This window comes from Bradyrhizobium sp. NBAIM08 (assembly GCF_020193935.1).
Taxonomy (GTDB): Bacteria; Pseudomonadota; Alphaproteobacteria; order Rhizobiales; family Xanthobacteraceae; genus Bradyrhizobium; species Bradyrhizobium yuanmingense.
The window spans coordinates 518,993-543,864 of record NZ_JADYVR010000003.1 but is presented as its reverse complement, the minus strand read 5'-3'; the positions used below and the strand labels follow the sequence as shown (position 1 = coordinate 543,864).

Below are 24,872 nucleotides of genomic sequence, written 5' to 3'. Positions count from 1 at the left end.
CTGCCGTATTCGCGCCAAGGCTTAACCAAATTGCGCCGGGTTTCGGGACCGCTATCGGCAGTTCTACTGAACCACCGAAGCCGTAATTAATCATTTAAAATCAGTTGTTTGGCTGCTCAATCCGGACATGCCCGGGACAAAAGGAAAGGTCCCGGCGAGCTCCTCGCCGGGACCTTTTTTCGTCTGCCTTATTGTAACAATCCTCAGGTCGCCTGCCGCCGCAGGAAGGCCGGGATATCAAGATGGTCGTCACCCTGTGGCGCCGGCGCAACAGGCGCGGGGCGGCCATGGACATCCAGACCCTGCGGCGCGGGACGGCGGGCATACTCCGATACCGGCTCGTTGGACGCGATCTGCTGGGCCACGGTCTTCTGCGGCCGGCGTTCGGGCAGCGGCGGCATGGCGGGACCGGCGGTGCGGGCCGCGACCGGTGGCTCGCTTTCCTCGTCGCGACGGCCGAGGCCGACATTGGCGAGGCGCTGCAGCAGCGACAGGCGGGTCTTCTGCGGGGTCTCCTCCTCAGCCTCGCCGCGGGCCTGCCGAATCTCGGCTTGCGCCGGCATCGGCAGCTCCTCGATTCGCGGCATGCGCGGCGCGCGGGCCGGACGCTCGGCCTGCGGCGGGATGAAGGTATCAGGCGTCATCGGCTCCTGCACCGCGACCGGGGCCATGTCGGCCTCCGGGAACAGGGTCGGCTTCTGCGCGATCGGGCGCACGGTGACGTCGCCATAGGTCTGTGGCGCGGGCGGCTGCGGCACCTCGGAAACGGCAGCGGCGATCGCGGCGAGCGCAGCACGCTCGACGTTCGGACGGGGCGCGGCGGCAGCCGGAGCCGGCGCGGCGGCCGGGGTCTGGGCTTCCAGCTTCTGAGCGCGCTCGGCCAGACGCTGATTGTCGGCACGCAGCCGGGCGGTCAGGTCGGCGAGACGGCTCTCGGCGGCGGCGGCCGGGGCGGCAGCCTGCTGCATCTGCGGTGCCGGGTTGGCGACGGGCGCAGAGGTGGCCTGGCTGTTGCGGGCGATCGCGGCCTGCTCGATGCCGGTGGCGACCACCGAGACGCGGATCAGACCGTCGAGCGCTTCGTCGAAGGTGGCGCCGACGATGATGTTGGCGTCCTGGTCGACTTCCTCGCGGATGCGGGTCGCGGCTTCGTCGACCTCGAACAAAGTGAGGTCCTTGCCGCCGGTGATGGAGATGAGGAGGCCCTTGGCGCCCTTCATCGAAGAGTCGTCGATCAGCGGGTTGGCGATCGCGGCTTCCGCGGCGGTCAGCGCGCGCTTGTCGCCGGAGGCTTCGCCGGTGCCCATCATCGCCTTGCCCATCTCGCGCATGACGGCGCGGACGTCGGCGAAGTCGAGGTTGATCAGGCCTTCCTTGACCATCAGGTCGGTGATGCAGGCGACGCCCGAATAGAGCACCTGGTCGGCCATCGCGAAGGCGTCGGCGAAGGTGGTCTTCTCGTTGGCGACCCGGAACAGGTTCTGGTTCGGGATGATCAGGAGCGTATCCACGACCTTGTGCAGCTCGGAGATGCCGGCTTCGGCCGTGCGCATGCGGCGCTGGCCCTCGAAGTGGAACGGCTTGGTCACCACGCCGACGGTGAGGATGCCCATGTCGCGCGCGGTCTTGGCGATGACGGGAGCTGCACCCGTGCCGGTGCCGCCGCCCATGCCGGCGGTGACGAACACCATGTTGGCGCCCGAGAGATGGTCGCGCAGCTCGTCGATCACCTCTTCCGCTGCCGCGGCGCCGACGTTCGGCTGCGAGCCGGCGCCGAGGCCTTGCGTGACGGCCGTGCCCATCTGCACAATGCGCTGCGCCTTCGACATCGTCAGCGCCTGCGCGTCGGTGTTGGCGACCACGAAGTCGACGCCCTGCAGGCCCGCCGTGATCATGTTGTTGACGGCGTTGCCGCCGGCGCCACCGACGCCGAACACGGTGATCCGGGGCTTCAGTTCGTGAATATCAGGAACATTGATGCTGATGGTCATGGTTGCCTCTCGATCACGCGCGCGTGGGTTCGCCCCGGCCGGTGGCCGCGGGAGTTGGTGAAAATCGAAGATTGCGGAAAGGGGTCATCAGAAGCCCTCGCGTAGCCATCGTCCGACCTTTCCGAAATATCCGCCGGTCCCTGTCTTGATCTGCTGCCGCGTATGCCGCGGTTCGACATGTTCGAGGTGAACATATTGCGGGTAGACCAGAAGTCCGGCCGGCACCGCGAACGCGGCGTTCTTCGCCTCGTTGGGAAGCCGGCCGAAACCGAGCGGACGACCGACCCGCACGGGCCGGCCGAGAATCCGGGTGCCGAGATCGACGAGGCCGGTCAGCTGCGAGGCCCCGCCCGAGAGCACGACGCGGCCGTTCGGCTCTGCGGCGAAGGGCGAATCCTTCAGCTTGTCCCGAACCATTTCGAAGACTTCCTCGGCACGGTGCTTGACGATGTTCGCGATGGTGGCGCGGGAGACGATCTGCGGCAGATCCTGCTCGTCACCGGCTGTCGGCACAGACATCAGCTCACGCGAGTCCGATCCGCCGGTGATGACGGTGCCGTATAAGGTCTTGATTCGCTCGGCATCGGCAATGGTCGCCGAGAGTCCGCGCGCAAGATCCATCGTGATGTGTTGCCCGCCGACCGCAAAACCCGCCGCATGCACGAAGCGGCCGCCCGAATAAACGGCAATCGTGGTGGTGCCGGCGCCCATCTCGACGACAGCGGCGCCGAGATCGGCCTCGTCGTCGGTCAGCACCGAGAGTCCGGCCACATAGGGGCTCGCTGCCATGGCTTCGACATTGATGTGGCAGCGCTCCACCGCCAGCATCAGGTTCCGCGCCACGGTGGCGTCGCAGGTGACGACGTTCATGTCGACGCCGAATTGGTGCGCGACCATGCCGCGGGGATCGCGGATGCCTTTGACACCGTCGAGCGTGTAGCCGACCGGCAGGGCGTGCAGCACGGTGCGGCCTTCGCCGGTGGCGTGGCGCATGCCGGTGGAGGTGACGCGGCTGACATCGGCCGGCGTCACGGCGCCGCCACGAATGTCGGCGGCAGCCTCGACCAGCTGGCCGGCGAGCCGGCCGCCGGAGACCGACAACAGCACGGACTCGACCCGCACCTTGGCCATCTTCTCCGCAAGCCCGACGGCCTGGCGCACCGCCTGCTCGCATTCGCCGAGATCGATCACCGCGCCGGCCTTCATGCCGCGCGCCTGGATCTGGCTGTAGCCGATCAATTCCACCGCATGGGTGCGGCCGCGCAGCGCATCGCTCGGCGGCGACGGCTTCAGCCGCGCGATCATGCAGGCGATCTTGCTGGTGCCGATGTCGAGGCAGGCGACGATGCCGCCGCGCTTGTGCGGCATCGGGCGCGTCTTCGGCGTCTGGGTGCGATCGAGACCGGTCATGCGGAATCCCCGGCCTTCTTTTTCTTCTTGTCCTTGAACAGCTCCTCGCGCGCCTTGGCGGCGTCCTCGGAGAGCTGCACCACCAGCCGGTCCGGCAGGCGCATGTCGACGGCGACGATATCGCGCGAGAACAGCCTGTCCTCCTTGTCGAGCTTCGACAGCATCGCAAGCGCGTTGCCGACGTCCTGCTCGGGCAGGCGAATGTCGAGACCGTCCTTGAGCCGCAGGTTCCAGCGCCGCTCGCCGACGTAGATCGCGGCCTTGGTCACCGAATGGACCTGCGGGTAGCGCGCCAGCAGCGCCAGGAAATCGCGGGCCTGGGTCTCGGCGCCCTTGCCGACCACGAGCGGCAGCGACAGGAAGCGGCGCGAGACATAGGGCTCGAGCACGGCGCCGTCGTCGGCGATGACGGAGAGCCGGCCGGCCTCCTGCCACAGCGCGAACGCCTTGCGCTCGGTGAGCTCGATCATGAGCTGGCCCGGATAGAGCTTCAGCACGGTCGCATCCGCGATCCAGGGATTGGCCTTGAGCTTGTCGCGCACCGCCTCGGCATCGAGGAACAGCAGCGAGGAGCGGCCGCTGACGCCGCCGATCGCGAGGATCTCGTCCTGGGTCAGCTGCTTGCGGCCGTTGATGACGACGGAGGTGATGCGGAAGCCGGCGGAATTGGCCAGCGCATTGCGGGCATCGCTGACCGCGGTGACGAAATCCTGGAGGTGGCCGCCCTTGACGATGCCGAAGCCGCAGCTGCCGATCAACAGCAGCACGGTCATGCTGAGGCCGACCCGGCGCGGCAGATAGCGCTCGACCAGCGCGACCAGGCGCGGCGGCGGCTCGCGTTCGACAGCGGCATTGGCCTGGGCTTTGGCTTTGGCCTTGTCCCTGGCGGCGGCGCGCGCCGCTTCGCGCCTGACCTGCACCCACTCGCGCAGAAGCACGACCGCTCCGATAGCGGCCGCCTTCAGGTCAGCTTGAGGCCTCAGCGATCTCAAAACCGATCGGGTGAGGCGTCCTGCACCATCCATTGCACGAGCTCGTCAACAGTTTGCCCGCGACATCGCGCGGATCCTGGCGAACATGACGTCTCGGACCTGCCGGGCCGGGTGCTGGTCTTCAGCAGAAGAAAACCTCTCCCCTTCAAAGCGTTCGCTGGGGGTGACATCACCCGCGACAGCTCACGCGCCGGCAGCCAAAGCGCCATATGCGCCGCCAGCGTTAACCTTCGGACGTCCTGGTAAACAAAAGGTAAAATTCGTTAACGACCTGCGCATTTTGCCTCGCGATATCTGGCATTTGCGCCGCGATGTCCGGCATTTTACCGGTTTTGGCCACCAAACCGGCCCGTTTCGCCGGTCCGGCCGTTAACCAGTCCTGACTATTTCCGCACGCGCTGGCAGGCGAGCTCGACCAAGCCGCGCAGGAAGTCGACGAATTCGATGCCTTCGGCTTTCAGCGCCTTGGGGTAGAGCGAGGACTTGGTCAGCCCGGGCAGCGTGTTGGTCTCGAGATAGACGAGGCCCTTGTCCGAGACGATGAAGTCAGAGCGGGAATAGCCGGTGCAGGACATTGCGCGATGGGCCAGCATCGCCTGCGCCTGGAGCGCGGCGGTGATCTCGGGTGCGAAGCGGCCGGGGCAGATCTCCTGGGTCGACTTCAGAAGATATTTCGCCGCGTAGTCGAAATTGCCCTCGCCCGGAATGATCTCGATCGGCGGCAGCGAGATGATCGAGCCGTCGGTGCGCTCCAGCACGCCACAGGTCGCCTCCACGCCGGCGATGTAGGGCTCGATGACGTACTCTTCATGCTTCGCTGCGTTGCGGACAGCGACGAGGTCCTGCTTGGCATTGACGAAGATCAGGCCGTAGCTCGACCCGTCGCGCGCGGGCTTTGCGATCAGCCTTCCATACTCGGCGAAAGCCTCGTCGATATCATCGAGCGCAAGATTTTCCGGCGGCGTCACGCCGCCGAGCGCGGCGAAGCGCTTGGCTGCGATCTTGTCGAAGGCCAGATGCGACGACGCCGAGCCCGAGCCGGTGAAGGGCACGCCGCGCGCCTCGCACATCACCTGCAATTCGCCGTTCTCGGCACGCCCGCCGTGCAGGCCGAGCACCAGCACGCGATCCTCAGCCTTGGCCCGGTCGAGCGCCTGCGCGAGCGGGACGCCGCGCGTGCCCGGCTTGAATTCGTCCTCGAACGGGCGGGCATGCTCGAGCAGCTGCTTCGACTGCACGACGTGCACCTTGTCCTCGACGTCCCACCACCAGAGGTCAGCCTCGGGCAGCGCCTGATGCAGCGCCTGGGCTGTGGCAACCGAGACGAGACGCTCGCGGTTGGAGCCGCCGAAGAGGATGGTGATGCGCATGTTCATAGTCTCTCTCGTTCCGTCATTCCGGGGCGCGACGTAGTCGCGAACTACGGTGCGCAATTGCGCACCTGAGAATCCATTCATCCACGAACTCCGCCGCCCTATGGATTCCGGGCTCTCGCTTCGCGAGCCCCGGAATGACGGAAATCATGAAACCCCGATCCGCTTGATTTCCCAGTGTAGCTCGATTCCGGAATTCGCCTTCACGCGTGCACGTACCGTCTCGCCCAGCGTCTCGATGTCGTGCGCGGTGGCCTCGCCGGTGTTGATCAGGAAGTTGCAATGCATCTCCGAGACCTGCGCGCCGCCGACGCGCAGGCCGCGGCAGCCGGCGGCGTCGATCAGCTTCCAGGCGGAATGGCCGGGCGGATTCTTGAAGGTCGAGCCGCCGGTTTTCTCGCGGATCGGCTGCGCGGTCTCGCGATGGCTCTGCACCTCCGCCATGCGCGCCCGGATCGCCTCCGCGTCCCTGATCTCGCCGCGAAAGCGCGCGGAGGTGAAGATGATGGAGGGATCGACGCCGCTGGAGCGGTAGACGAACTTCATGTCGGCGTTGGAGAAGACGTGCTTGGTGCCGTCGCGCCCGACGCCCCTCGCCTCGACCAGCACGTCCTTGGTCTCGTCGCCATTGGCGCCGGCATTCATGCGCAACGCACCACCGATCGTGCCGGGAATGCCGAAATAGAATTCGAGCCCACTGATATTGGCGGAGGCCGCAACTTCGGCCACGCGCTTGTCGAGCGCAGCCGTGCCGGCGGTGACGATGTCGCCGCTCGCAGTCGCCTCGCCGAAGGCGCGCGGCGCGAGACGAATGACGACGCCGGCAATGCCGCCGTCGCGCACGATCAGATTGGAGCCGACCCCGATGACGTAGACGGGAATGGCGGAGGCGAGATGCGCCAGGAAGTAAGCGAGATCGTCCTCGTCCGCCGGCGTGAACAGCACCTGCGCGGGACCGCCGACGCGAAACCAGGTGAGCTCGGCCAGCGACTGGTTCGCCAGCAGCCGCCCGCGAAGCTCGGGCATCGCGGCTTTGAGTGAAGGGGTGATGTCGGGAAATCCCACCGCGCTACCCCAGCGCCTTCAACTGGTCCGGCAGCGCATACGCCCATTGCGTGATGTTGCCGGCGCCGAGACACACAACGAGATCGCCGCTCTTGGCGATGCCATGAACGATTTTGGCTAGTTCGCCGGCATTGGGCAGCGGGATCACCTCGCGATGGCCGTGGGCGCGCAGGCCGGCGACGAAATGGTCGCGGTCGATGCCTTCGATCGGCGCCTCGCCGGCAGCATAGACGTCGGCGACGACGACCGCATCGGCATCGTTGAAGCAGGTGCAGAACTCCTCGAACAGAGATTGCAGGCGGGTGTAGCGATGCGGCTGCACCACCGCGATCACCTTGCCGGTGTAAGAATCGCGCGCGGCCTTCAGCACGGCTGCGATCTCCACGGGGTGATGGCCGTAATCATCGATCACGGTGACGCCGTTCCACTCGCCGGTCTTGGTGAAGCGGCGCTTGACGCCGCCGAAGCCGGCCAGCGCCTTGCGGATCGCCTCGTCCGACACGCCGAACTCGTGCGCGACCGCGATCGCCGCCGTCGCATTCGAGGCATTGTGCCGGCCCGGCATCGGCAGCGCGAGATCGGCGATCTCGTGCGTGGTGCCGTTCTTGCGGTCGCGGATCACGACCTTGAACTTCGAGCCGCCGCCGCCGGCGGTGAGATCGACCAGCCGCGCATCGGCCTGCGGATTCTCGCCATAAGTGATGATGCGGCGGTCCTCGATCTTGCCGACGAGGCTCTGCACGACGGGATGATCGATGCATATCACGGCAAAGCCGTAGAACGGCAGGTTCTCGACGAAGTGACGAAACGCGTCCTGCACCGCCTCGAAGGTCTTGAAGTGATCGAGATGCTCGGGGTCGACATTGGTGACGATCGCGACATCGGTCGGCAGCTTCAGGAACGTGCCGTCGCTCTCGTCGGCCTCGACCACCATCCAGTCGCCGGCGCCAAGCCGCGCGTTGGAGCCGTAGGCGTTGATGATGCCGCCGTTGATCACGGTCGGATCGAGCCCGCCGGCGTCGAGCAGCGTGGCGACCATCGTCGTCGTGGTGGTCTTGCCGTGGGTGCCGGCGATGGCGACGCAGCTCTTCAACCGCATCAGCTCGGCCAGCATCTCGGCGCGGCGCACCACGGGAATGCGCCTCTCGCGCGCCGCCATCAGTTCCGGATTGTCGCGCTTGATCGCGGAAGACACGACCACGACCTCGGCGCCGTCGATATTCTCGGCCTTGTGGCCGACCGAGACTTTCGCGCCCTTCTTGCGCAGACGGTCGAGATTGTAATTGTCGGCGGCGTCCGAGCCCTGCACGGCATAGCCGAGATTGGCCAGCACCTCGGCGATGCCGCTCATGCCGATCCCGCCGATCCCGACGAAGTGGATGGGTCCGATCTCGCGCGGCAGTCTCATGTGGTTTCCTTGGGGTCATCGTCCGCGAAGGCGGACGATCCAGTACTCCGCGACGCCAGAGATTCAAATCAACTGCGTCGGATACTGGATGCCCCGCTTTCGCGGGGCATGACAAGTGGCTTTTTTGGCCATTCGGGCCGGAACAGGCGTCAGATTCCCGCGGTCTTCACCACGAGATCCGCCAGCCGCTCGGCCGCATCGAGCCGCCCCGCCCCCTTCGCCGCCGCCGCCATGGCGGCAAGCCGTGCCGGCTCGGCGGCGAAGCCAGAAATTTCGGATGCCAGCCGGTCGGAGCTGAACTCGGTCTGCGGGATGCGGATCGCGCCGTCGACCTTGGCCAGCACGCCGGCATTGGCGAACTGGTCCTGGTCGATCGAGCCCGGCAACGGCACCAGGATGGAGGGCCGGCCGATCGCGGCGAGCTCGGCCACGGTCCCCGCACCGGAGCGCGATACCACGAGATGATTGGAGGCGAGCCGCGCCGGCAGATCCGTGAAGAACGGCGCGAGCTCGGCCTTGATCTTGAGCTTGTCGTAGACGGCGCGCACGCGGCTCATGTCCTCTTCGCGCACCTGCTGGGTGAGGACGAGACGGCTCCACAGCGCAGGCTCGAGCCGCTCGATCGCGCTAGGCACGATGTCGGCCATGATGCGCGCGCCCTGGCTGCCGCCGACGACGAGCAGACGCAGCGGACCGTTCGGCTCGGGCGCGGCATACTTCACCGCGGCGGCCGCGAGGATCGCCGGACGCATCGGCGTGCCGACGGTCGTGGTCTTGCCTGCCAGCGCCGGATCGCGATCGAGCACACCGGGCAAGGACGTCGCGATGGCGCGCACGCGGCTCGACAGGAACCGGTTGGCGCGGCCGAGCACGGCGTTGGCGTCGTGGATGATGCCGGGCACGCCGGCGAATTTCGCCGCGACCAGCGGCGGCAGCGTCGGATAGCCGCCGAAGCCGACGACGGCGACGGGCTTCAGCCGCTTGATCAGCGCGTAGGCCGACAGCGTGCCGGCGGCAAGCGTGAGGCCGGCATAGGCCAGCTGAAGCGGATTGCGGCCGCGCGCGGTCTCGCTTCCGACGACGTCGATCATGTCCTTGCTGAATAGCCCGCTATAGCGCAGCGCGCGCTCGTCGGTGACGAGGCGGACGCGATAGCCGCGCCGGATCAATTCGACGCCGAGCGCCTCGGCCGGGAACAGATGGCCGCCGGTGCCGCCCGCGGCGAGAAGAATCAGGGGGGACGTGTCCATAATGAGGGAGTTTTACAGGGTCTTTCTCGTCATTGCGAGCGAAGCGAAGTAATCCAGACCACCTCCGCGGAGACAGCCTGGATTGCTTCGTCGCTTCGCTCCTCGCAAATGACGGCTCACGCGTAACTGCGCATCGCCTCGGCGTGGCCGCTCGCCTCGACCTCGGTGCGCGGGCGCAGCCGCGTCAGCGCCAGCATCATGCCTATGCCATAGGCGAGCGAGACCATCGAGGAGCCGCCATAGGAGATGAAGGGCAGCGTCATGCCCTTGGCGGGGATGAGCTGCAGGTTCACCGACATGTTGATCGCCGCCTGCACGCCGAACAGGATCGCGAGCCCGGAGGCCGCAAAGCGCGAGAACATGTCCTCGTTGGCATAGGCGCGCGACAGCGTGCGCATGACGACGAAGGCGAACAGCGCCAGCATCGCAAGGCACAGGATGATGCCGAACTCTTCGCCCGCGACCGCGAAGACGAAGTCGGTGTGGCTGTCCGGCAGGCTGCGCTTGGCGATGCCCTCGCCCGGTCCGAGCCCGAACCAGCCGCCGTTGTAGAAAGCCTCCATGGCGGTATCGACCTGGAAGGTGTCGCCGGAGGCCGGGTTCATGAAGCGCTTGATGCGCCCCGCGACGTGCGGAACGAACAGATAGGCGCTGAACAGGCCGGCCGCGCCGAGACCTGCGAGGCCGAACACCCAGATCATCCGCATGCCCGCGATGAAGAACAGCGAGCCCCACACCATCAGGACCAGCATGGTCTGGCCGAAATCCGGCTCCATCACCAATAGCGCGACCAGCATCAGCAGCAGCATCACCGCCATCGAGGTCGCCGGCATCTCCGGGCGCCTCGTCGATTCCGCGAACAGCCAGGCCGCGATCACGACGAAGGACGGCTTTGCGATCTCGGAGGCCTGGATGTTGACGCCGAGCAGCGTGATCCAGCGGCGCGAGCCCTTCACCTCCGGGCCGAAGGCGAGCGTGAGCACGATCAGGACGATGCTCGCCGCGAAGATGATCAGCGCCGAGCGGCGGATCGCGCGCGGCGACAGGAAGGACACCCCGAGCAGCACGATGCAGGACGGCACCAGGAACAGCACGTGGCGGCTGAAGAAATGGAAGGCATCGAGCCCGATGCGGGTCGCAACCGGCGGGCTCGCCGCCAGCGACAGGATCACCCCGGTCAGCATCAGCCCCAGGATGGCGCCCATCAGCGGCTTGTCGACGGTCCACCACCACTCGGAAAAGGGGGTGCGTTCTTCACGGGAGAGCATGGGCGGCCGCTTTCGGACAGAGGTCCGTTCATTGGTCGCCGAGGTTGGTTACCGCAGGGTTAAGGAAGTGCGGATGTTTGGAATTGTAGAATGGATAGAGCAAAGCGAAACCGGTCAATAGACCGCGAGAACGATGGGTTTCGCTTCGTTCTACCCAAGCTCACACCACCGGCTGCACACCCGGCAGCGCTTGCACCAGCTCGCGGAACTTGGTGCCGCGGATCTCGAAGTTGCGGTACTGGTCGAAGGAGGCGCAGGCGGGCGACAGCAGCACGACGGCATCGGTGAGGCCAGAGGCTTCCGCATCGCGGGCCGCGTGTTCGACCGCAACGTCCAGGGTCTGGCTGATCTCGTGCCCGACCTGTGTGCCCAGCGTGCCCGAAAACTCCTGCGCGGCTTCGCCGATCAGATAGGCTTTGCGGATGCGCGGGAAGAACCCGGTCAGGCTCGTAATGCCGCCGGCCTTCGGCTTGCCGCCGGCAATCCAGAAGATGTCGGCGAAGGACGACAGCGCATGCGCGGTGGCGTCCGCGTTGGTGCCCTTGGAATCGTTGACGAACAGCACGTTGCCGCGGCGCCCGACCTGCTCCATGCGATGCGCCAGGCCCGGAAAGCTGCGCAGGCCGTTCTGCAGCACGTCCTGGCTGATGCCCATCGCGAGCGCGGCAGCAGCCGCGCAGGCCGCGTTTTGCGCGTTGTGCTGGCCGCGCAGCGAGCCGATGCCACCGAGCGCGGCGACCTCGCTGCGGGCGCCGCCCGCGGCGCGCACGATGGTGCCGTGCTCGACGTAAATGCCCGACGCGAGCGGATTCTTGACCGAGATGCGCACGACGTTCTTGCCGGCGCGGTCGAGCCGGTCGGCAATATCGCGGCAATAGCCGTCATCGACGCCGACGATCGAGGTGCCGCCGCCTTGCACGCCGGCCACGAGGCGCTCCTTCACCACGGCGTAATGCTCGATCGTGCCGTGGCGATCGATATGGTCCTCACTGACGTTGAGCAGGATGCCGACGGAGGGATCGAGCGAGGGCGCAAGGTCGATCTGGTAGGACGACATCTCGATGACGTGGACGCGGCCCATGCGCGGCGGCTCCAGCGACAGGATTGCGGTGCCGATATTGCCGCCCATCTGGGTGTCGTAGCCGGCGACCTTGGTCAGATGAGCAATCAGCGCCGTCGTGGTCGACTTGCCGTTGGTGCCGGTGATGGCGACGAACGGCGCGTCCGGCGCATGGCGGCGCCGCTCACGGCAGAACAGCTCGATGTCGCCGATCACCTCGACGCTTGCCTCGCGCGCCTTCAACACGCTCCAATGCGGCACCGGATGGGTCAGCGGCACGCCGGGCGCGAGCACCAACGCGGCGAACTGCGCCCAGGAGACGTTGCGCAAGTCCGCGGTGATGAAGCCGGCCTGCGCGGCCTTGGCGACGTTCTCGGCATTGTCGTCGGCGGCTATCACGTCGGCGCCGCCGGCCTTCAACGCATGGCAGGAGGCGAGCCCCGAGCCGCCGAGGCCGAACACCGCGACCGTCTTGCCGGCGAAGGACGTGACGGGGATCATCGATCGGTCACCGCAGCTTCAGCGTCGAGAGGCCGGCAAGCGCCAGCATCACCGAGATGATCCAGAATCGGATCACGATCTGCGGCTCGGTCCAGCCCTTCTGCTCGAAGTGATGGTGGATCGGCGCCATCGCGAACACGCGCTTGCCCGTGAGCTTGAAGGACACGACCTGCACGATGACCGAAACCGCCTCGAGCACGAACAATCCGCCGATCACCGCGAGCACGATCTCGTGCTTCACCGCGACCGCGATCGCGCCGAGCATGCCGCCGAGCGCGAGCGAGCCGGTGTCGCCCATGAAGATCGAGGCCGGCGGCGCGTTGAACCAGAGGAAGCCGAGGCCGGCGCCGAGCAACGCGCCGCAGAGCACCGCGAGCTCGCCGGTGCCTGCGACATATTTGATCTGGAGGTAGTCGGCGAACACCAAGTTGCCGGTGAGATAGGCGATCATCGCGAAGCTCGCGGTGGCGATCATCACGGGCACGATGGCGAGGCCGTCGAGGCCGTCGGTGAGGTTCACCGCATTGCCGGCGCCGACGATGACGAAGGCGCCGAAGACGACGAAGAACCAGCCGAAATGCAGCACGGTATCCTTCAGGAAGGGAATCGTCAGCGCGGTGGAGGCGGGATCGCGGTTGAGCCGCACCAGCGCATAGCAGGCGACCAGCGCGATCACGGCTTCGATCAAGAGGCGCAGCTTGCCGCCGAACCCGGTCGTGGTCTGCTTGGTCACCTTGAGGTAATCGTCATAGAAGCCGACGAAGCCGAAGCCGAGCGTCACCGCCAGCACGATCCAGACATAGGGGTTGAGCGGATTGGCCCACAGCACGGTGCCGACCGTAAGTCCGGACAGTATCATCAGCCCGCCCATGGTGGGCGTGCCCTTCTTGGAAAGATGCGATTGCGGACCGTCGGTGCGGATCGGCTGGCCCTTGCCCTGACGGATGCGCAAATGATCGATGATCCAGGGTCCGAACAGGAACACGAACAGCGCGCCGGTCACGATGGCGCCGCCGGTGCGGAAGGTGATGTAGCGGAAGACGTTCAGGAAGGTGCGAACGGCACCGAAGCCCGGAAATGTGTTGGAAAGCTCGATCAGCCAGTAAAACATTCAGACGGTCCTATGGCGCCTTTGCACGTCCAGGTGCTTCACGCGCATTCGCTGGTCTTCGTCATGGGCCGCGCGTTTCGGGAAACGGACGGCTTCCGCCGCAAAGGGTGGGATTCGGGAACGGCGTCTTCCAAGCAGTTTACGCCTTTGCCTGCAAGGCGGCCACCAGCCCCGGCACAAACTTGTTGACCCAGAACATCTTCTTGCTGCCCTTGACAACCACGACGTCGCCTGCCTTCAGCAGATTTGCGACCTCCGCCGGCTTCAGCGTGGCGGGATCGTCGTGCCAGCCAAGACCCTTGCCCGAGGGCAATGCGTCGAACAGGTGGCGCATCAGCGGCCCGACGCAATAGACGCCGTCGATGCCGTCGAGGTGGCTGGCAAGGCCGGTGTGATAGCTCGTTGCGTCCGCACCGAGCTCGAGCATGTCGCCGAGAATCGCGATGCGGCGGCCGCCGCTCATGTTGCGCGCCTGCAGACTTTGCAGCGCCGCGGCCACGCTGGCCGGATTGCCGTTGAAGCTGTCGTCGATCACGGTGATGTCGCCGACCGCCTGCTCGACGCCGCGGCCGGTCATGATGCCGACGCGGTCGAGCTTGACCGCGAGCGTCGCGACGTCGAGATGCGCGGCATGAACCGAGGCGAGCGCTGCCAGCGCATTGTGCACCCGGTGCGGCGCGCCAGGGGTGAGGCTGAAGGCGATCTCCTTCCTGCCGATCGCGGCCACGACCTGCCAGCTCTCGCCGTGCGGCGCGTGCGCGACCTCGTGCACCTCGGCATGCTCGCCGCCGAAGCGCACGACCTTGCCCTTCCACTCGGAAGCCTTGATTCCGGCGGGCAGCACCAGCACGCCGTTCTCGGGCAGTCCGAGCGCGATCGATACCTTCTCGCGCCGGATGGCCTCGAGCGAGCCGAGCTTTTCCAGATGCACCGGCTGAACGTTGACGACGAGCGCGACGGTCGGCTGCGTGAGCTCGCTCAATCGCGCGATCTCGCCCTTCTGGTTCATACCCATCTCGACGACCCAGAGGCTGGCGTCCCGCCTGGCATTGCACAGCGTCAGCGGCACGCCCCAGAAATTGTTGAAGCTTGAGGGGCTCGCATAGGCGTTCGGATAGGCGGCGATGAATTCCTTGGTGCTGGTCTTGCCGGCGCTGCCGGTGAGCCCGATCACCGGGCCGTTGAAGCGCGCGCGTGCGGCGCGCGCGAGGCCCCAGAGGCCGTCGATCAGCGTGTCCTTGACCACGATCTGGGGGATGCGGATGCCCGCGATCTCGTGCGGCACGATCATCGCCACTGCGCCTGCGGCTTCCGCCTTGTCGGCGAACTCCCAGCCGTCGCGCGCGCTGGCGAAAGCCGAGATGAAGCCGCCGCTCGGCGTGCCGCTCAGCGCAACGAACAGGCTGCCCGGCTTCACCAGCCGGCTGTCCTGGGTGACGAAATCGATTGCCGTCTCCGGGAACGATCCGGCCACGCCCAGCGCGCGCGCGACCTCGGCAACCGTCCATATTGGCCCGCTCATGCAACCCTCGACGCTAATGCGGCGGCGACCGCCTCGTGATCACTGAAAGGCAGCACCTCGCCGCCGACGATCTGCCCAGTCTCGTGGCCCTTGCCGGCGATGAGCAGCGCATCGCCCTCCTGCAAGCCCTCGATCGCTGCACGGATCGCCTCGGCGCGGTCGCCGATCTCGCGGGCGCCTTTGGCGCTGGCGAGGATCGCGGCGCGGATCGCTTCCGGCTTCTCGCTGCGCGGATTGTCGTCGGTGACGATGACGGCGTCGGCGTTCGCCGCCGCGATCTCGCCCATGATCGGACGCTTGCCGGCATCGCGGTCGCCGCCGGCGCCGAATACGACGACCAGCTTGCGCTTCGCATAAGGCCGCAGCGCATGCAGCGCCTTCGCGAGCGCATCGGGCTTGTGCGCATAATCGACGAAGATCGGCGCGCCGTTGCGCTCGCCGACGCGCTCGAGCCGGCCCTTGGCGCCTTCGAGATGTTCGAGGTTCGCAAACACGTTTTCAGCATCGCTGCCCGTGCCGATGGCGAGGCCGGCCGACACCAGCGCATTCTCGATCTGGAATTCGCCGACCAGCGGCAGCCGGATCGCGTAAGCCCTGCCGCGATGTTCGACCGTAAGCTTTTGCGAGAAGCCTTCGACTACGGCCTCCGTGAGGCGAATGCCCTCGCCGGCGCCATCGCCGTTGCGGCCGACCGCCATGACGCGCAGGCCGCGCAATCTCGCCGCATCGATCGCCTCCGCCGAGCAATCATGATCGGCCGAAATCACCGCCGCGCCATCAGGCGGCACCAGCTCGCGGAACAGGCGGAGCTTGGCCGCGAGATAATGCGCAACGGTCGGATGGTAATCCATGTGGTCGCGCGAAAGATTGGTGAAGCCGCCGGCCGAGACGCGCACGCCGTCGAGGCGATATTGGTCGAGCCCGTGCGAGGACGCCTCGAAGGCGAGATGCGTGACGCCCTCGCGCGCGATCTCGTCGAGCTGCCGGTGCAGCGCGATCGGATCCGGCGTGGTCAGCGAGCCATAGACGGTGCGCTTCTGCGACACGAGACCGATGGTGCCGATGCTGGCGGAGGCGTGCCCGAGCCGCTCCCAGATCTGGCGCGTGAACGCGGCGACCGAGGTCTTGCCGCTGGTTCCGGTCACCGCGGCAATCGTCGCGGGCTGTGCCGGGAAAAATCTGGCCGCGGCAAGTGCCAACGCGCGGCGTGGATTGGCGACAGCGATGAACGGCACCTTGCAGGCGTCCGGTGCATGGTCGCCGACGACGGCCACCGCGCCCGCCGCAATCGCGGCATCGACGAAGCGGGCGCCGTCGGTCTTGCTGCCTGCGAGCGCGAAGAAGAGATCGCCCGGCTTGACCACGCGGCTGTCGAGCGCAAGGCCGCTCACCTCGAGCGCCGCAGCGGCGGGCTCGATCGCGGCATCATTGCCCTTGACATCCTGACCCAAGAGGTCGCGCAGCTTCATGGTGTTCCAGTCGACATGCCGTGCCGGAAAGCCGAATCCTCCGGGGAAAATCCCGACTCAGCAGCGGCGATGGCCCACCCGGTTGATTACTGGGTTGTCCTGGATGCTGCAAGAATAAGGCGCTCCGCAGGCGGCAGCTCGAACCGCGGCTCGACCCCCAGAAGCGGCGCGATCCGCTCGATCACCTTGCCGCCGGTCGGCACCGCGTTCCAGCCCGAGGTGATGAAACCATGCGTTTCCGGCAGTGCCTGCGGCTCGTCCAGCATGATCAGGACGTGATATTTGGGATCATCGCAGGGCAGAATGGCGGTGAAGGAATTGAGCACGCGCTTCTTGGCGTAGCGGCCGTTGACGACCTTCTCGGACGTGCCGGTCTTGCCGCCGACGTAATAGCCCTTGACGTCCGCCTTTCTCGCCGAACCGACTTCGGCATTGAGCCGCATCAGGAACCGCATCTTGTCGCTGGTCTCCGGCTTGATGACGCGCTTGGCCATCGCCTGGGCTTCGGATTCGCTGCGCTTCAGGAACGTCGGCGGAATCAGATAGCCGCCGTTCACCAGCGCGTTGATGCCCATCACCGCCTGCAGCGGCGCCACCGACAGGCCCTGGCCGAACGCGGCGGTGACCGTGTTCAGCTCGCTCCAGCGCCGCGGCAGCAGCGGCGCCGCACTCTCCGGCAATTCGGTGCGCAGCCGCGTCATCTGGCCCAGCTTGGCGAGGAACGCCTTGTGCGCCTCGACACCCTGATTGAGCGCAATCCGTGCCGCCCCGATGTTGGACGAGTAGGTGAACACTTCCTTGGTGTTGATGAAGCGCCCGACCGGATGGCTGTCGTGGATCGTGAACTTGCCGTAATGCAGGTTTCCGCGCGCGTCCCACATCGAGTTCAGATTGATCTTGCCGGAATCGAGCCCCATCGCCAGCGTGAACGCCTTGAAGGTCGAGCCCATCTCGTAGACGCCGGTGGTGAGGCGGTTGATGCGGTCGGGGTCGTGCGCTTCCTTCGGATTGTTGGGATCGAAGTCCGGCAGCGAGACCATCGCCACGATCTCGCCGGTCTTGACGTTTGAGACGATGCCTGACGCGGCCTTGGCGCGGAACTTGTCCTTGGCCTTCAACAGCTCGTCGCGCAGCGCGTGCTCGACGCGCAGATCGACCGCGAGCTCGATCGGCTTCTGCAACCGGTCGGTGGCAAAGCCGGCGCGGTGGAGGTCGGCGAGCCCTTGATTGTCGAGCCACTTCTCGAGGCCGGCGATGCCCTGGTTGTCGATATTGACGAGACCGATGAGGTGAGCGACCTCGTTGCCGGTCGGATAGACGCGCTTATTCTCGCGCAGGAATCCGATACCGGGAATGCCGAGCTTGTGGACGGCCTGCTGCTGCGCCGGCGTGACCTCGCGCTTGAGCCAGACGAAGCCCTTGCGTGTCCTCAGGCGCTCGCGCACCTCGGCCTCGTCGAGGTCGGGAATGGTCGCGGTGAGGAGCTCGATCGCCTCGTCCTTGTCGATGATGCGGCGCGGCTCGCCGAACAGGCTCGCCGCCTTGACGTCGGTCGCAAGGATGGCGCCGTTGCGATCGACGATGTCGGGCCGCGCGGTCGCAACCACCTCCTGCGCTGCGGCGCGGCGCGCGCTGTGGGCGTCGGCGCCGATCGCGAACATCACGAGCCGCCCGCCGATCAGGGCATAGACCGAAGCGAAGGCGAGCATGGCGAGGCCGACACGCGCGCGCGCCTTCGCGGCGCGATCGACGTTGCGCCCGTAGAGCAGGCTTCGGATCAGCCGCCGCCGCCACGGCTCAGTTGGCTTTTCGGCCAGCTTTTGGGCGGGTTTTGCAGGCGTTGCCGGGCTCATTGCTTGTCCTCGCGCTGAGGCACGGAGCCCGTCACCGCATCAGGGTCGCTCGCGGCTTCGATGGTCTTGAGCATGGCCCCGATCGGATCGGGCTCGCCCGGCCTGAACATCCGGGGCGGACGCTCCGGCAGGCTCTTCAGCGAATCATATTGCGTGCCGTTGACCGGCTTGAGGTGCAGATGCCGGTCGGACAGGCCCTGCAGCCGATGCGGCGCATCGAGCTTGGCCCATTCGGCCCGCAGCCCTGCGATCGCATCGCGCTGCTCGCGGATTTCCGCACGCAGCCGCAGCACCTTCTCGGTACGCGCCGTGGAGTCCATCTTGATCCGGTAGACATGAGCGGCTGCGAAGATCAGCGCCCCGATGACGAGGAGGTGAATGATGCGCATGCGCTAGCCGCCCCTCATCACGTCGGCGAGCTTCGGCCAGGACGATGCCTCATTGGTCTCATGCGCCGGCGCCGAGCTGCGCTCGGCCGCGCGCAGCTTTGCCGAGCGCGCGCGCGGATTGTGCGCAACTTCGTCCTCGCCGGCGACGACCGGTCGCCGCGTCAGCAGCTGGAAGCTCGGCGCAATTTGCGCGACTTCCGGCAGATGCCGCGAGCCACCGCCGGTCTTGGAGCGCTCGGAGAGGAAATTCTTGACGATGCGGTCTTCCAGCGAATGGAACGAGACGACGACGAGGCGGCCGCCGGGCTTGAGCACGCGCTCGGCCGCAGCGAGCGCGGTCTGGAGCTCCTCGATCTCTTCGTTGACGAAGATGCGCAGCGCCTGGAACGTCCGTGTCGCCGGGTGAATGTCGCCGGGCTTCGATCGCACCACCCTGCCGACGAGATCGGCGAGCGCGCGCGTGGTCGTGAACGGAGTTTCCTGCCGGTCCGCCACGATGGCGCGGGCGATGCGACGCGAATGCCGCTCCTCGCCGAAGAGATAGATGATGTCGGCGAGATCGCCTTCCGAGGCGCGCGCGACGATTTCGGCCGCGGTCGGACCTGTCTGTCCCATCCGCATGTCGAGCGGACCGTCGAGGCGGAAGGAGAAGCCGCGGCCGGCCTGGTCGAGCTGCATCGAGGACACGCCGACATCCATTACGACGCCGTCGACGCCATCGACGCCTTGCGCCGCGCAGACTTCGGCGAGGTTGGAGAAGCGGTCCTCGACCAGCGTCAGCCGGCCCGCGGCGCGTTCGACCAGTTCGGCACCGCCGGCAATCGCGGTGCGGTCGCGATCGATGGCAATCACTCGGGTTCCCGGCACGTCCAGGATCGCGCGGCTATAGCCGCCAGCGCCAAACGTGGCATCGACATAGACGCCGCCCTCGCGCGGGGCGAGATGCGCGATGGCCTCACGGCCAAGAACGGGGATGTGCGGAACCGAACTCATGCGCGACGCCTGCCGGCCGCCGGCCGAGATACCCAAGCGGAATCGAGGCCGAACAAGCCCATAACGCCTCGAATCATTGCGCGTCGCGGCGGTTCCACGACAAAGCCCTCGTCCAGCATGGTTACCGAGCCCGATCGTCCCGGGCCACAAACCCAGTGTTCCCAGCGGAATTTGTCGGGCAGCCATGGGATTTCGAGCCAAAATACGCTTTGGCCGCCTCCGGACGCGGGTCGGCTCTTCATCTCTCAGTAACGGCCCTTAGCGTTAAGAAAGCGTTGCTCGGTTCGTGACAAGTGGAAAAGGTGACGAGGGGAGTGATGCGTCATCCACACACATTGCCAAAATGAATCCGTTAACCGCGCCGCGCGATTGCGCGCGATGAAGGGTAAAGGAATAGTAAAGAGAAGGGCTTGCCCCACTCTCCGTCCATTTGAGCTGCTCATGCCCTCGGGTTCGTCCACGCCTGGATCTGATTCGAAGCGTCACCGCGTTCTCCCGGTTCCCAAGACCGTGGCGGGCCTGCGCACCTTCGAGCCCGATTCCTCGATCGTCTCCGACATCATCCCCTCCCCGAACCATGGCGAGCGCAACAAGGGACGGCAGCCGGACATGATCGTGCTGCACTACACCGGCATGCCCGATGTCGAAGGCGCACTGGCGCGCCTCTGCACCGCCGGCACCGAAGTGTCGGCGCATTATGTCGTGCTGGAGGACGGCCGCATCGTGCAATGCGTGCCTGAGGCCAAGCGTGCCTGGCACGCCGGCGTCTCCTCTTGGGCCGGCGAGGACGACATCAACTCCTGCTCGATCGGAATCGAGATCATCAATCGCGGCCATGACTGGGGCTATCCGGAGTATCCGCTGCGCCAGATCGCCGCCGTGATCGCGCTGTGCCGCGGCATCATGCTCCGCCGCAAGGTGCCGGCGCACCGGGTGCTCGGCCATTCCGACGTCGCGCCCGCCCGCAAGAAGGATCCCGGCGAGAAATTTCCGTGGCATTCGCTGGCCAATTCCGGCGTCGGCCACTGGGTGACGCCCGCGCCGATCGTCCGCGGCGAGACTCTCATGCTCGGCACCATCAGCGACGCGGTGCTGAGCATGCAGCAGGCGCTGGCAAGATACGGCTATGGCGTGCCCCTGAACGGCAAGTACGACGCTGCGACGATGGAAGTCGTCACCGCCTTCCAGCGCCATTTCCGCCCGGCGCGGCTGGACGGCGTCGCCGATCACTCGACGCTGTCGACCTTACAGGCGCTGCTGTCGAGCCTGCCGGCGGAAGGAACGCCGGTGGCGTCGAAGTGACGGAGTAGCCGTACACGCCGTCATTGCGAGGAGCTCTTGCGACGAAGCAATCCAGACTGTCTCTACGATGACAGTCTGGATTGCTTCGCGGAGCCTGTCATCGGGCCGCGCTTCGCGCGGACCCGTTGGCTCGCAATGACGGCGTGTGAGGCTCCTAACCCATCTCCCTCATCCTTCGCGCATAGAGCCTTCGCAACGGCTCGAGCTGCGTCGCCGCCGTCGCTGCACGATAGGCCTCGCGCGCCTCCTCCATCCTGCCGAGCCGCCGCAACAGATCCGCGCGCACGGCGGGCAACAGCTCATAGCCGCGAAGCCCGCCGCGCGCGGCGATCGCATCGACGAGATCGAGCGCTCGTGCCGGCCCATCGACCATCGACAGCGCCGCGGCGTGATTGAGCTCGATCACCGGCGACGGATTGATGCGCAGCAGCACCTCGTACAGCCCCGCAATCTGCGGCCAATCGGTCGCCTCGAAGCTCGGCGGGCGCGCATGCAGCGCTGCGATCGCGGCCTGCACCGCATAGGGTTGCGGCCGGCCCGGCACGCGCAGCGCGTGCTCAACCAGCCGTAGCCCCTCGTCGATCTGCGCGCGGTCCCACAGCGAGCGATCCTGCTCTTCGAGCAGGACGATGTCGCCGGCCGGCGTCTGTCGCCCGGCGCGGCGCGCGTCGTGCAGCAGCATCAGGGCCAGCAGGCCCTTGATGCCGGCGCGGTCGGGCATCAGCCGGTTCAGCAGGCGGCCAAGCCGGATGGCTTCGCTCGCCAGATCAGGCCGCATCAAGTCCGCGCCATCGGTCGCGACATAGCCTTCGGTGAAAACGAGATAGATCACGGCGAGCACGCCATCGAGCCGCGGCGCCAGCATCTCGCGTTCCGGCACCTCATAGGGGATGCCGGCAAGCCTGATCTTCTGCTTGGCGCGGACGAGCCGCTGCGCCATCGCCTCCTCACCGACGAGGAAGGCGCGTGCCACCTGCGCCGTCGACAGTCCGCACACGGTGCGCAGCGTCAGTGCGACCTGCACCTCGGGCGCGAACGCGGGATGGCAGCAGGTGAAGATCAGCCGCAGCATGTCGTCGTCGAGCGTTGCGGTCGGCTCGTTCGGGCCCAGAGCATTGAGCTCGAGCTCATGCACCAGCGCCTGCTGCTTGCCGCGGAACACAGCCTGACGGCGGATACGATCGATCGCCTTGTGCTTGGCGACGTTGACGAGCCAGGCGCGCCGATTGTCGGGGACCTCACACGCCCAGCGTTCCAGCGCGACCGCAAACGCATCCTGCAGCGCGTCCTCGGCGAGATCGAAATCGCCGACGAGACGGATCAGCGTGGCCAGCGCCCGCCCCGCCTCGTCGCGGAAGATCTTGTCGATCTCGCTCGAGGTCATGTCACGCGATCCCCTCTCGTCATTTCGGGGCGCGGCAAAGCCGCGAGCCCGGAATCCATAACCACGATTCGGGGATATGGATTCCGGGCCTGCGCCTTGCGGCGCATCCCGGAATGACGAAGGCGAGAGCCGTCACTTGTCATAGACCCAGATCGGCCGCACCTCGATCGAGCCGATGCGTGCGCTCGGAATCCGCGCCGCGATCTCGATGGCGGCATTGAGATCCTTGGCTTCGATCAGGTAATAGCCGCCGAGCTGCTCGCGCGTTTCTGCGAACGGACCATCGGTCGTCAGCGTCTTTCCGTCGCGCACGCGCACCGTTGTCGCGGTCGTGGTCGGCTGCAGGCGGTCGCCGGCCTTGAAATTGCCGTTCTTGATGATGTCTTGCGTGAAGGTCTGGTACTCGGCCAGGATCTTCTGGCTGGTCGCCGCGTCGTTCTTCGCGTACTCGACCTCGTTCTGGTAGATCATCAGCAGATATTGCATTGCTTCACTCCTGTGTTCGGCTGGATCGCCGACAACCAGTCGAACGGGCGGCGCGCCAAACGACATCTTCAGGATAAAATATTTCGGGCGGGCCGTGCGCGGCGATATCGGCTTGACGAAACCGTCACAAATGCCCATGCCTTATCAGTCAGTCGGCCGGACGGCCGCTCCGGCAGGTGCCGAAAGGCCGCCGGGGAGGAAAGTCCGGGCTCCCTTGACATGCGGTGCCGGATAGCGTCCGGCGGGGGTGACCCCAGGGAAAGTGCCACAGAGAACGAACCGCTCCGCTTTGCCTTCGGGCTTCGCGGAGTAAGGGTGAAAAGGTGCGGTAAGAGCGCACCGCGGCGCCGGCAACGGAGCCGGCATGGCAAACCCCACCGGGAGCAAAACCGAATAGGGACGGCATAGCGGGCCGTTCGCGAAAGCGATAACGCCGCGGGGCGATGTCAGGCCCGCCGTCCGGGTAGGTTGCTCGAGGCCGTGTGCAAACATGGTCCCAGAGGAATGGCCGTCACGTATCGTTCGCGCAAGCGGACGGTGCCCTACAGAACCCGGCTTACAGGCCGGCTGATGTGCGACGAGGGGTTCGGTGCCACCGCATCGGACCCCTCACCATTTTGGCCGATCACCTCGCCAGCCAACCGCCGTCATTCCGGGGCTCGCGAAGCGAGAGCCCGGAATCCATCAGGCGGCCGGCGCGGAGGAGAAATGGATTCTCAGATGCGCAATTGCGCATCGTAGCTCGTGCTGCGCACGCCCCGGAATGACGGCTGCGACCTATGCGACGATCTCGTCCAACACCGCCATCAACGCCTCCGGCGCCGTCACATTCGGCGCGTGGCTAGCGTCGAGCTCGACATAGCGCCAGCCCTCCTCGCTCTTCGTGCGCTGGGCAAACTGCCCGAACACATCGCCGGGCGGAAGGCGCGTGCAGTAGATGTAGCTGCGCGGCATCGCCGGCTCGCCATGTTCGAGCCTCAGGCGCGTCTCGAAGCACTTGATCGGCATCGGAACACGGCGCGCGTTGAGCCAGTCGAGATCGGCCGGCGAGGTGTCCGGCGGCGGCGGGTTCGGCGGGATGCGATAGCCGTCGCCCGAGCTGACTGCCTTGCGCATCGGCTCGCGCCCGCCCTCGTTGAGGTCGAACAGCGACTGGCCGTCACGCGGCACGAAGGCGTCGAGATAGATCAGTTCCGTTACGCGCTCGCGCGCACGGTCGGCGACGCCGGTCGCAACCATGCCGCCATAGCTGTGCCCGAGCAGCACGATGTCGCTGAGATCCTCGAACGCGATGACGTTGAGGATGTCCTGGATATGGGTGCCGAGATCGACCGACGGATTGGCCAGATGCGCGCGCTCGCCGAGCCCGGTGTAGGTCGGCGCCACCAGGCGGTGGCCGGCCTGCGCCATCAGCGGGTGCATCTTCTTCCAGGCCCATCCGCCGGACCATGCGCCGTGACAGAGCAGGAAGGTCTTCGCGCGCGGGGCCATGGCGTTTCCATCGTTCTTGCTTGATACGATGGAGTGTAGCGGCATGCCGCGCGATGTAAACGCCGCCTCAGGCGGCGCGCGTGTCCTTCACCAGCACCGGCGCAAGCTCGCCGGCCTCGCGCCGCAGCTTGCCCGCCTCGAAACCGTGCATGCCGAGCTGCCATTGCAGGCCGACGATGGCACCCTTGGTCGGTTGCAGCAGCGCGAGGGAGGCGAACAGCGTCACCGGCAGCCACACCGCGAGCTGCAGCCATTCCGGCGGCGCGTAGGCGGTCTCGACCGCGAGGATTGCCGGCACCACGAGATGGCCGACCACCACCATCACGAGATAGGCGGGAAAATCGTCGGCGCGCTGGTGGAACAGCTCCTCGCCGCAATGGTCGCAAGCCTGCGTCACTTTCAGGAAGCGGCCGAACATGTGCCCTTCCCCGCAATTCGGACATCTGCCGCCGAAGCCGCGCCACATCGCCTTGGCCAGAGAGACCGTCGCCAGAGAGACAGACATGACCACACCTCTTCCTTATCGATGATCCATGCAATAATATCTTGCATCC

At 66.5% G+C, this 24,872-nt stretch carries 20 protein-coding genes and 1 other RNA gene; 2 read left to right on the top strand and 19 right to left on the bottom strand.

What is annotated here, in order from left to right; all coding sequences use genetic code 11:
* Positions 1-203 precede the first annotated feature (203 nt).
* The 15 genes from ftsZ to rsmH all read right to left on the bottom strand — a co-directional run bounded on the left by ftsZ (position 204) and on the right by rsmH (position 19,655).
* Positions 204-1,991, bottom strand: coding sequence for a cell division protein FtsZ (ftsZ, locus tag I6F37_RS13440; protein WP_074447532.1), 1,788 nt, complete (start codon positions 1,989-1,991; stop codon positions 204-206).
* 87 nt (positions 1,992-2,078) lie between these two features.
* Entirely contained in the window at positions 2,079-3,401 is a 1,323-nt protein-coding gene (gene ftsA, locus I6F37_RS13435; protein ID WP_036003557.1) for a cell division protein FtsA, read from the bottom strand.
* Positions 3,398-4,426: a cell division protein FtsQ/DivIB gene (locus I6F37_RS13430; protein ID WP_225151464.1), complete on the bottom strand. Its 1,029-nt coding sequence runs from the start codon at positions 4,424-4,426 to the stop codon at positions 3,398-3,400. The genes ftsA and I6F37_RS13430 overlap by 4 nt, the downstream gene beginning before the upstream one ends.
* A gap of 350 nt (positions 4,427-4,776) precedes the next feature.
* Positions 4,777-5,763, bottom strand: coding sequence for a D-alanine--D-alanine ligase (locus tag I6F37_RS13425; protein WP_036028358.1), 987 nt, complete (start codon positions 5,761-5,763; stop codon positions 4,777-4,779).
* 150 nt (positions 5,764-5,913) lie between these two features.
* The gene (gene murB, locus I6F37_RS13420) at positions 5,914-6,831 is read right to left on the bottom strand and encodes a UDP-N-acetylmuramate dehydrogenase (protein ID WP_225151462.1); all 918 of its coding nucleotides are present in this window, start codon (positions 6,829-6,831) and stop codon (positions 5,914-5,916) included.
* A 4-nt stretch (positions 6,832-6,835) separates the two neighbouring features.
* Positions 6,836-8,239: a UDP-N-acetylmuramate--L-alanine ligase gene (gene murC / locus I6F37_RS13415; RefSeq protein WP_225151460.1), complete on the bottom strand. Its 1,404-nt coding sequence runs from the start codon at positions 8,237-8,239 to the stop codon at positions 6,836-6,838.
* 149 nt (positions 8,240-8,388) lie between these two features.
* Complete coding sequence (gene murG, locus I6F37_RS13410) at positions 8,389-9,492, bottom strand: undecaprenyldiphospho-muramoylpentapeptide beta-N-acetylglucosaminyltransferase (RefSeq protein WP_225151725.1); 1,104 nt, start codon at positions 9,490-9,492, stop codon at positions 8,389-8,391.
* Positions 9,493-9,605: 113 nt separating this feature from the next.
* Positions 9,606-10,757: a putative lipid II flippase FtsW gene (ftsW, locus tag I6F37_RS13405; protein WP_225112584.1), complete on the bottom strand. Its 1,152-nt coding sequence runs from the start codon at positions 10,755-10,757 to the stop codon at positions 9,606-9,608.
* Positions 10,758-10,917: 160 nt separating this feature from the next.
* Entirely contained in the window at positions 10,918-12,318 is a 1,401-nt protein-coding gene (gene murD / locus I6F37_RS13400) for a UDP-N-acetylmuramoyl-L-alanine--D-glutamate ligase (protein ID WP_225151458.1), read from the bottom strand.
* A gap of 7 nt (positions 12,319-12,325) precedes the next feature.
* The gene (gene mraY / locus I6F37_RS13395) at positions 12,326-13,429 is read right to left on the bottom strand and encodes a phospho-N-acetylmuramoyl-pentapeptide-transferase (protein ID WP_225151456.1); all 1,104 of its coding nucleotides are present in this window, start codon (positions 13,427-13,429) and stop codon (positions 12,326-12,328) included.
* A 139-nt stretch (positions 13,430-13,568) separates the two neighbouring features.
* Complete coding sequence (murF, locus tag I6F37_RS13390; RefSeq protein WP_225151454.1) at positions 13,569-14,951, bottom strand: UDP-N-acetylmuramoyl-tripeptide--D-alanyl-D-alanine ligase; 1,383 nt, start codon at positions 14,949-14,951, stop codon at positions 13,569-13,571.
* A complete protein-coding gene (locus I6F37_RS13385) occupies positions 14,948-16,420 on the bottom strand; it encodes a UDP-N-acetylmuramoyl-L-alanyl-D-glutamate--2,6-diaminopimelate ligase (RefSeq protein WP_225151452.1) in 1,473 nt (490 codons plus the stop codon). The genes murF and I6F37_RS13385 overlap by 4 nt, the downstream gene beginning before the upstream one ends.
* A gap of 86 nt (positions 16,421-16,506) precedes the next feature.
* On the bottom strand, positions 16,507-18,273 hold the full coding sequence (locus tag I6F37_RS13380) for a penicillin-binding protein 2 (protein ID WP_225151450.1): 1,767 nt from the start codon (positions 18,271-18,273) through the stop codon (positions 16,507-16,509).
* The gene (locus tag I6F37_RS13375) at positions 18,270-18,662 is read right to left on the bottom strand and encodes a hypothetical protein (RefSeq protein WP_036028375.1); all 393 of its coding nucleotides are present in this window, start codon (positions 18,660-18,662) and stop codon (positions 18,270-18,272) included. Before I6F37_RS13375 ends, I6F37_RS13380 begins: the two co-directional genes overlap by 4 nt.
* A gap of 3 nt (positions 18,663-18,665) precedes the next feature.
* The gene (rsmH, locus tag I6F37_RS13370) at positions 18,666-19,655 is read right to left on the bottom strand and encodes a 16S rRNA (cytosine(1402)-N(4))-methyltransferase RsmH (RefSeq protein WP_225151448.1); all 990 of its coding nucleotides are present in this window, start codon (positions 19,653-19,655) and stop codon (positions 18,666-18,668) included.
* 441 nt (positions 19,656-20,096) lie between these two features.
* Here rsmH and I6F37_RS13365 point away from each other — a divergent pair, with 441 nt between their 5' ends.
* Entirely contained in the window at positions 20,097-20,957 is an 861-nt protein-coding gene (locus I6F37_RS13365) for an N-acetylmuramoyl-L-alanine amidase (RefSeq protein ID WP_225151446.1), read from the top strand.
* A 154-nt stretch (positions 20,958-21,111) separates the two neighbouring features.
* Here I6F37_RS13365 and I6F37_RS13360 read toward each other — a convergent pair whose 3' ends face one another.
* Positions 21,112-22,341, bottom strand: coding sequence for an RNA polymerase sigma factor (locus tag I6F37_RS13360; RefSeq protein WP_225151444.1), 1,230 nt, complete (start codon positions 22,339-22,341; stop codon positions 21,112-21,114).
* Positions 22,342-22,473: 132 nt separating this feature from the next.
* Positions 22,474-22,827, bottom strand: coding sequence for a YciI family protein (locus I6F37_RS13355; protein WP_225151442.1), 354 nt, complete (start codon positions 22,825-22,827; stop codon positions 22,474-22,476).
* A 148-nt stretch (positions 22,828-22,975) separates the two neighbouring features.
* Here I6F37_RS13355 and rnpB point away from each other — a divergent pair.
* Positions 22,976-23,402, top strand: an RNA gene (rnpB, locus tag I6F37_RS13350) — RNase P RNA component class A.
* 202 nt (positions 23,403-23,604) lie between these two features.
* Here rnpB and I6F37_RS13345 read toward each other — a convergent pair.
* Together I6F37_RS13345 and I6F37_RS13340 are read right to left on the bottom strand one after the other, a co-directional pair.
* Entirely contained in the window at positions 23,605-24,318 is a 714-nt protein-coding gene (locus I6F37_RS13345; RefSeq protein ID WP_225151441.1) for an alpha/beta fold hydrolase, read from the bottom strand.
* Between the two features lie 67 nt (positions 24,319-24,385).
* Positions 24,386-24,823, bottom strand: coding sequence for a DUF983 domain-containing protein (locus I6F37_RS13340; protein WP_225151439.1), 438 nt, complete (start codon positions 24,821-24,823; stop codon positions 24,386-24,388).
* Positions 24,824-24,872: the final 49 nt, after the last annotated feature.

Bases quoted from the DNA above. Each gene is read 5' to 3' on its own strand.
- ftsZ (WP_074447532.1), bottom strand. From the start codon at position 1,991: ATGACCATCAGCATCAATGTTCCTGATATTCACGAACTGAAGCCCCGG.
- ftsA (WP_036003557.1), bottom strand. From the start codon at position 3,401: ATGACCGGTCTCGATCGCACCCAGACGCCGAAGACGCGCCCGATGCCG.
- I6F37_RS13430 (WP_225151464.1), bottom strand. From the start codon at position 4,426: ATGGATGGTGCAGGACGCCTCACCCGATCGGTTTTGAGATCGCTGAGG.
- I6F37_RS13425 (WP_036028358.1), bottom strand. From the start codon at position 5,763: ATGCGCATCACCATCCTCTTCGGCGGCTCCAACCGCGAGCGTCTCGTC.
- murC (WP_225151460.1), bottom strand. From the start codon at position 8,239: ATGAGACTGCCGCGCGAGATCGGACCCATCCACTTCGTCGGGATCGGC.
- ftsW (WP_225112584.1), bottom strand. From the start codon at position 10,757: ATGCTCTCCCGTGAAGAACGCACCCCCTTTTCCGAGTGGTGGTGGACC.
- murD (WP_225151458.1), bottom strand. From the start codon at position 12,318: ATGATCCCCGTCACGTCCTTCGCCGGCAAGACGGTCGCGGTGTTCGGC.
- mraY (WP_225151456.1), bottom strand. From the start codon at position 13,429: ATGTTTTACTGGCTGATCGAGCTTTCCAACACATTTCCGGGCTTCGGT.
- murF (WP_225151454.1), bottom strand. From the start codon at position 14,951: ATGAGCGGGCCAATATGGACGGTTGCCGAGGTCGCGCGCGCGCTGGGC.
- I6F37_RS13385 (WP_225151452.1), bottom strand. From the start codon at position 16,420: ATGAAGCTGCGCGACCTCTTGGGTCAGGATGTCAAGGGCAATGATGCC.
- I6F37_RS13380 (WP_225151450.1), bottom strand. From the start codon at position 18,273: ATGAGCCCGGCAACGCCTGCAAAACCCGCCCAAAAGCTGGCCGAAAAG.
- I6F37_RS13375 (WP_036028375.1), bottom strand. From the start codon at position 18,662: ATGCGCATCATTCACCTCCTCGTCATCGGGGCGCTGATCTTCGCAGCC.
- rsmH (WP_225151448.1), bottom strand. From the start codon at position 19,655: ATGAGTTCGGTTCCGCACATCCCCGTTCTTGGCCGTGAGGCCATCGCG.
- I6F37_RS13365 (WP_225151446.1), top strand. From the start codon at position 20,097: ATGCCCTCGGGTTCGTCCACGCCTGGATCTGATTCGAAGCGTCACCGC.
- I6F37_RS13360 (WP_225151444.1), bottom strand. From the start codon at position 22,341: ATGACCTCGAGCGAGATCGACAAGATCTTCCGCGACGAGGCGGGGCGG.
- I6F37_RS13355 (WP_225151442.1), bottom strand. From the start codon at position 22,827: ATGCAATATCTGCTGATGATCTACCAGAACGAGGTCGAGTACGCGAAG.
- I6F37_RS13345 (WP_225151441.1), bottom strand. From the start codon at position 24,318: ATGGCCCCGCGCGCGAAGACCTTCCTGCTCTGTCACGGCGCATGGTCC.
- I6F37_RS13340 (WP_225151439.1), bottom strand. From the start codon at position 24,823: ATGTCTGTCTCTCTGGCGACGGTCTCTCTGGCCAAGGCGATGTGGCGC.